Source organism: Actinotalea ferrariae (genome assembly GCF_019733465.1).
In the GTDB taxonomy this organism is placed as follows: Bacteria; Actinomycetota; Actinomycetes; order Actinomycetales; family Cellulomonadaceae; genus Actinotalea; species Actinotalea ferrariae_A.
Genome location: NZ_JACVQL010000005.1, coordinates 21,554 through 28,210 on the forward strand (window position 1 = coordinate 21,554; position 6,657 = coordinate 28,210).

The window sequence follows — 6,657 nt, forward strand, 5'->3', positions numbered from 1 at the left end:
CCGGGAGCGACGCCGGGATCAGTCCTCGCCGGCGTGCCGGGATGGGCCGGGCCGAGCCGGACCGTCGAGGTCCCACTCCCGCAGGACGTCGAGCAGCACGCGCGAGGCCGCGTCCGGCGCGTCCCAGGTGACGACGTGGCCGGCGTCCGGGACGACGCGCTCCCTGACGTCCTCCGCCTGCGCCCAGCGCGGCATCGCGACGCGGATGTTCCCGGTGCGGTCCTGCGCTCCCCGGACGAGGGCGAGCGGCACGGGTGACCGGTAGCTCGGGTCCGGGTCGACGAACGACACCGTGGCTCGCCACACGTCGAGGAAGGCGCGCTTGGGCATCCGCGTGAAGACCGCTTCCGTCCGGGCGATCGCGGACGGGGAGACGGCCGACGCCCGCGCCATGAGACCGGGGAGCGTGCCGGCCGGGATCAGCGCCAGCGCGGGTGCCGCGAGCCGGAGCGCGAACCGCTCGAGCCCGGACAGCGGTCCCGCGTTCCACGTCGCATCCATCACCACGAGCCCGGTCACGCGGTCAGGGTGAGCACGGACGAACGCCTGCCCCAGGTTGCCCCCGAGCGAGTGGCCGACCAGCGCGGCCCGGTCGATGCGGCACTCGCTCAGCAGCGCCGCGAGGTCGTCGAGCGCGTCGGTCGCCGAGAAGCGCGTCCCCGGCGCGAGCGCCGAGCCACCATGGCCCCGCAGGTCCCACGTGACGACGCGGTAGCCGCGTCCGGCGAGGGCGTCGACCTGCGCATCGAACATGGTGTGGTCCATGCCCGCGCCGTGCGTGAGGACCACGGCCGGGCCGTCGACCGCGGTGTCCGCGTACGCGATCTCAGCGGTCGGCCGAGCGAGCCGTCGATCGAGATGCACCATGCACCGAACCTAGATCAACGCCTGTGTCGACTCACGCCGGCTGTCGCGAAGGCGCCTGCCGACCGAGCTCGCATCACGCGGGCCCGTCCCGGCCGAACTCGCATCACGCGGGCTCGTCTCGACCGAGCTCCCGCCGCATCACCCAGCGTCGTCGCCCGCCGCTGACGCCCGTGGTCTCGAGCGCCCGCTCGAACCCCGCCTGCTCGAACAGCCGCACGGTGCCCACGTAGCCGGAGATGACGTCGAGCCGCTCCTCCCCGGCCTCGGCCGGGTAGCCCTCGACCACCTCGGCGCCCGACGCCGCGGCGTGCGCGACGGCGCCGTCGAGCAGGTGGTGCATGACGCCGCGCTTGCGGAAGCCCGGGCGGACCACGAAGCACACGACGCTCCACGGGTCCCGCTCGTCGACGACCGGGATGGTGCGCGACCGCACGAGGCGCCGGTACGTGCTGCGCGGCGCGACCGAGCACCAGCCGGCGACCTCGTCGTCGACGTACGCGAGCACGCCCGGTCCCGGCTCCCGCGAGCACTCGGCGCGCATGTACCCGGGGCGCTCGTCAGTGGCCACGCGGCTGTCCCGGTAGGCCATGCACCAGCAGCCCGCGACGCCCGCGCGCCGAGGGCCGACGACGGTGGCGAAGTCCTCGAACCGGCCGACCGCGGACCGGACCTCGATGCCCATGCCGCGAGTGTAGGAACGAGCCCCGACAGAGCATGCGCTTCTGGAACGCGGACGACGCGGCGGCGTCGCCTTCGTTCCAGGAGTCGGTGCGGACGGGTGGGCGCTAGGCGAGGCGAGCCGCCTTCATCGTGAGGTACTCGCGCTCGCGGAGGTTGGTCGCGGCGGCCGCAGCCTGGCGGTAGGCCTCGACGGCGTCGCGCGGCCGGCCGTCCAGCTCGAGCAGGTGCGCCCGGACCGCGGGCAGGCGGTGACCGCGGCCCAGGCGGTCGCCGAGGCCGTCGAGCGCCGCGAGCCCGTGGGCGGGGCCGTGCACCATTGCTACGGCGACCGCGCGGTGCAGCGCGACGACCGGGTTGTCGGTGAGCGCGTGCAGCCGGTCGTAGAGCGCGAGCACCTGGCCCCAGTCGGTCGCGGCGGAGCTCGGCGCCTGGTCGTGCACGGCGGCGATGCACGCCTGGAGCGTGTACTCGCCCGCTCCGTGCCCTCCCGCCGCCCGGCCCGCGCCGAGGGCCGACGTCGCGAGCCGCACCCCCTCGAGCACCAGCGCGCGGTCCCAGAGGCGGCGGTCCTGCTCGGCGAGCGGGACGAGCTCTCCGTGCGGTCCCGTACGGGCCGGCCGCCGCGCCTCCGTGAGGAGCAGCAGCGCGAGCAGCCCGGTGGTCTCGGCGTCGTCGGGCAGGGCCGCATGGAGCAGGCGCGCAAGGCGGATCGCCTCACCGGTGACGTCGACCCGCAGCAGCTCGGGGCCGGCGCTCGTCGCGTAGCCCTCGTTGAACATCAGGTACAGCACGTGCCGCACGGCGCGCAGGCGGCGCGGCAGGTCCTCCGTGGGCGGCATCGCGAAGGGGGCGTCGGCGTCGCGCAGCGCCGCCTTGGCGCGGCTGATCCGCTGCGCCATCGTCGCCTCGGGCACGAGGAACGCCGCGGCGATCTCGCGCGTGGTCAGGCCGCCGACGGCGCGCAGCGTCAGCGGGATCGCCGCACCCGGCGTGAGGGCCGGGTGCGCGCAGAGCAGCATGAGCAGCAGCGTGTCGTCGTGGCTCTCGACGTCGTCGGCTGGGCGCTGGTCCCGTGCGAAGGCGACCTCCTCGCGGCGCCGTCGGGCCGTCACCTCGCGGTGCTCGTCCGCGAGGCGCCGCACGGCGACCCGCACCAGCCAGCCCACCGGGTTGTCGGGCACGCCGTCGCGCGGCCACGTCTGGGCCGCGGTGAGGAGCGACTCCTGCACCGCATCCTCGGCGGCGGCGAAGTCCTGGTGCCGGCGCGCGACGGCGCCGAGGGCCTGCGGCGCGCACCGGCGCAGCAGACCCTCGACGTCCGTGGTCATCGGCGTGCGCCCGGACCGGCGGTCACTGGTCCGGGGACGGCGCCGCCATGACCTCGCGCACCTCGATGCGCTGCTTGATCGGCCTGCCGCCCTGGGCCGGCGCGGCCGAGGCCTTCGCGGCGATCTCGATCGCGCGGTCCTCGGACTCGACGTCGACCAGCCAGTAGCCCGCGAGCAGCTCCTTGCCCTCGGGGTAGGGCCCGTCCGTCACGACCGGCGCGCTCACCCCGTCGCTCACGACGAACTTCGCGCGGTCCGGCGACGCGAGGCCCTCGCCGCCGACGAGCTCGCCGCGCTCGACCAGCTCGGCGTTGAGGGCCTGCTGGAACGCGATGTGGGCGCGGATCTCGTCGGGCGTCCAGCGGTCCATGGGCTCGGTGTCCGACTCGACGCCGCCGTAGTCCATCATGATCATGTAGCGCATCGTGGATCTCCTTCGTCTGCCGGCCCCGGGAGCGGTGCCGTTCGACAGGGTGTCGGAGCAGCGCCGCGTTCCTCGACATCCTGCTCCCCTCGCCGCGGAAACCACGCCACCCTCCCGCTCACCCGCCTCAGCCCGGGAACGTGCGGAGCGAAGTCGCGTCGACACGCGGGTGTGTCGCACGACTTCGCTCCGCACATCGGGGAGGAACGGAAGGGAGGGGAGGGAGGGGAACGGGTCCCAACCGGGTCAGTAGGTGATCGCGTCGCGGATGATCGGGCTCGTCATGCAGTGGGCGCCGCCGCGGCCGCGGCCCAGCTCGGCACCGACGATCGGGATCACCTCGACGCCCGCGGCGCGCAGCCGGGCGTTCGTCGTCGTGTTCCGGTCGTAGGTGAAGACGACGCCGGGCTCGAGCGCGAACGCGTTGTTGCCCGAGTCCCACTGCTGCCGCTCGGACTCATAGGTGTCGCCGCCGGTCTCGACGACGCGCAGCCCCGGCAGCCCGAGCGAGCGCGCGACGACGTCCGTGAACGGCGTCTGCCCCTCGTCCGTCACGTGCACGCCCACCGGACCCTCGTCGGGGCGCAGCGTGAACGTGCGGATCCGGTCGACGATCTTGGGGTGGACGCTGACGACGTCGCGGTCCGCGAACGTGAACACCGTGTCGAGGTGCATCGCGGCCCGCAGCTTCGGCATCCCGGCGACGACCACCCGCTGCGCGGCGCCGCGGTCGAACAGCGCCTTGGCGACCTGCGTGATCGCCTGCCGCGACGTGCGCTCGCTCATGCCCATGAGGACGGTGCCGTTGCCGACCGGCATGATGTCGCCGCCCTCGAAGGTCGCGTGGCCCTGGTCCGTCTCCGGGTCGCCCCACCACACGTTCGCGCCCACGAAGTCGGGGTGGAACTCGTAGATCGCCTTCATGAGCAGCGTCTCGTCGTGCCGCGCCGGCCAGTAGAGCGGGTTGAGCGTGACGCCGCCGTACAGCCACGACGTCGTGTCCCGCGTGTAGAGCGTGTTCGGCAGCGGCGGCAGCAGGTACTCGCGGGCCGACGGCTCGTACTCCGCGAGCGCCCGGTAGCCGGTGCCGACGCCTCCCGGCAGGTCGTCGGTCGCCATGCCGCCGATGAGGAACTCGGCGAGCGTCCGGAGGTCCTGCTCCTCGAGGAACTGGCGCGTCGGCTCGACCAGGCCCAGGCCGACGTCGTCCGCGACGACCTTGCGGTCGAGCACCCAGTCCCGGGCACCCGGCACGGCGAGCGTCTGAGCGAGCAGGTCGTGCAGCTCGACGACGTCGACGCCCGACCCCTGCATCATCGTGACGAACTCGGCGTGGTCGCGGCGGGCGTTGTCGACCCACATGACGTCGTCGAACAGCAGGTCGTCCGCGGTCGACGGCGTCAGGCGGCGGTGCGCGAGGCCCGGCTCGCACACGAGGACCTTGCGCAGGCGGCCGACCTCGGAGTGGACGCCGTAGGACTGGGCGGGGGACTGGGTGGCCGACTGGGCGGGGGGCTGGGTGGTCATGACGGTTCTCCTCGTGGGATGCGGTTCGAGTCTGGTCCGCGGTGGTTCCGCGGGGTAGTGCCTCTGCGGGGTGGTGCAGGGTCTGTGCGTCAGAGCGAGATGGCCCCGGTGGCGAGGCAGACGACGCCGGCGACGGCGCCCAGGACCGAGAGGGCGAAGATCACGCGCTCACGGCCGACGAGCACCGGACGTCCCTGCTCGCGCCGCGCCATGGCGAACAGGACGGTCGCGGGCGCGTAGATCACGAAGGACAGGAGCAAGAAGCCGAGCCCGGCCGCCCAGATGAGGAAGGCCGTGTAGAGCGTCGCGAGACCTGCGACAACGAGCTGCCTCGTGCGGACCGACGAGCGGCCGGCGTACGTCTCGCCGGTGACGCCGAGCTTGAGCGCGTACCCGGCGGCGAGCAGGAACGGCACGAGGCTCAGCGCGCTGGTGAGGTCGAGCGCGAAGTCAAAGGCGTCGGACGAGAACAGGGTCACGACGAGCAGCAGCTGCACGGCGACGGCGGACATGAGCAGCGCCGGTCCTGGGGCGTCCGCCGCATTGGTGCGGCCGAGGAAGCGCGGCATGTCGCCGTCCTTCGCCGCCACCATGAGCACCTCGGCCGCCATGAGCGACCAAGCGAGGTACGCGCCGAGCACCGAGACGATGAGCCCGACGCTCACGAGGACCGTGCCCCACGGGCCGACGGCGGCCTCGAGCACGCCCGCCATGGACGGCTGGCGCAGGGCCGCGATCTCCTCGAGTGGCATGACGCCGTAGGAGACGATCGTGACGGAGGCGAAGATCGCGAGGACGCTGAGGAAGCCGAGGATCGTGGCGCGGCCGACGTCGGACCGCTTGGTCGCATGCCGTGAGTAGACGCTCGCGCCCTCGACGCCGAGGAACACGAAGACCGTGATGAGCATGGTGCCGCGCACCTGCTCGAACAGCGTCCCGGCGTCGGCGGTGCCGTGCAGGTTGCCGGCGAAGACGGCGGGGTCGAAGACCGTCAGCGCGAGCGCGACGAACACGAGGATCGGCACGAGCTTGGCGATCGTGACGACGCGGTTGACGCCCGCGGCCTCCTTCACGCCGCGGCGCACCAGGAGGAAGAACACCCACACGCCGACCGACGAGAGCGCGAACGCGAGGGGCGTGCTCCCCTCGCCGAGCGCGGGGACCACGGCCCCGGCCGTGGACATGATGAGGATCCAGTACGTGACGTTGCCGGCGCACGCGCTGGCCCAGTAGCCGATCGCCGAGAAGAACCCGATGTACTGCCCGAACCCGGCGCGGGCGTAGGCGTAGACCCCGGCGTCGAGCTCGGGCTTGCGCAGCGCGAGGCTCTGGAAGACGAGGGCGAGCAGCAGCATCCCGGTGCCGGCGATCGCCCACGCGAGGAGCGCGCCGAGCACGCCGGTCTCGCCGGCGAACGTGGCCGGCAGGGAGAAGACGCCGGCGCCGACCATGGAACCGACGACCATCGCCGTCAGCGTCCCGACGCCGAGCGTGACGGCCCGGTGCGGGGCGGTGCCGGGCGCGCTGGTCGCCGCTCCGCTGGTCTCCTGCGTGCTCACGATGGTCCTCGAGGGTCGTCAGAGCGTTCCGACGGTCGTCCCGAGCATCGTGGTCCCGCGGCGGACTCACCGCCACGTCAGCCGGTACGCTCATGAGGCCCGCAGGCCGTCGTCGCGCGGGCTGTCGAGGGCTTGGCCGTTCGTCGGCCGGGCTCCCGCGCCTGTAGCTCAGGGGATAGAGCACCGCTCTCCTAAAGCGGGTGTCGGCAGTTCGAATCTGCCCAGGCGCACAGAGTGTTTGTAGTACTTCGGCTGATCCTGGACGTTTGGT

Annotated in this window: 6 protein-coding genes and 1 tRNA gene; 1 reads left to right on the forward strand and 6 read right to left on the reverse strand. The window is 73.2% G+C overall.

Annotated elements, in window-relative coordinates:
• Positions 1-18: 18 nt before the first annotated feature.
• The 6 genes from ICW40_RS00620 to ICW40_RS00645 form a co-directional block, all read right to left on the reverse strand.
• The gene (locus ICW40_RS00620) at positions 19-867 is read right to left on the reverse strand and encodes an alpha/beta fold hydrolase (RefSeq protein ID WP_221651861.1); all 849 of its coding nucleotides are present in this window, start codon (positions 865-867) and stop codon (positions 19-21) included.
• Positions 868-970: 103 nt separating this feature from the next.
• Positions 971-1,549 carry a GNAT family N-acetyltransferase gene (locus tag ICW40_RS00625; RefSeq protein WP_221651862.1) on the reverse strand — a complete coding sequence of 193 codons (579 nt, stop codon included), beginning with the start codon at positions 1,547-1,549 and terminating at the stop codon, positions 971-973.
• Positions 1,550-1,652: 103 nt separating this feature from the next.
• Positions 1,653-2,876, reverse strand: a complete 1,224-nt coding sequence (locus ICW40_RS00630; protein WP_221651863.1) for an RNA polymerase sigma factor — start codon at positions 2,874-2,876, stop codon at positions 1,653-1,655.
• Between the two features lie 22 nt (positions 2,877-2,898).
• Positions 2,899-3,300: a YciI family protein gene (locus ICW40_RS00635; protein WP_221651864.1), complete on the reverse strand. Its 402-nt coding sequence runs from the start codon at positions 3,298-3,300 to the stop codon at positions 2,899-2,901.
• Positions 3,301-3,546: 246 nt separating this feature from the next.
• Positions 3,547-4,827 carry an arginine deiminase gene (locus tag ICW40_RS00640; RefSeq protein WP_221651865.1) on the reverse strand — a complete coding sequence of 427 codons (1,281 nt, stop codon included), beginning with the start codon at positions 4,825-4,827 and terminating at the stop codon, positions 3,547-3,549.
• A gap of 89 nt (positions 4,828-4,916) precedes the next feature.
• Positions 4,917-6,386 (reverse strand): basic amino acid/polyamine antiporter, encoded by a 1,470-nt coding sequence (locus ICW40_RS00645; protein WP_308121531.1) that lies wholly within the window; start codon positions 6,384-6,386, stop codon positions 4,917-4,919.
• A gap of 157 nt (positions 6,387-6,543) precedes the next feature.
• Between ICW40_RS00645 and ICW40_RS00650 the strand changes: the two genes are divergently transcribed.
• Positions 6,544-6,616: transfer RNA gene (locus tag ICW40_RS00650), tRNA-Arg, on the forward strand.
• The last annotated feature ends 41 nt before the right edge of the window (positions 6,617-6,657 follow it).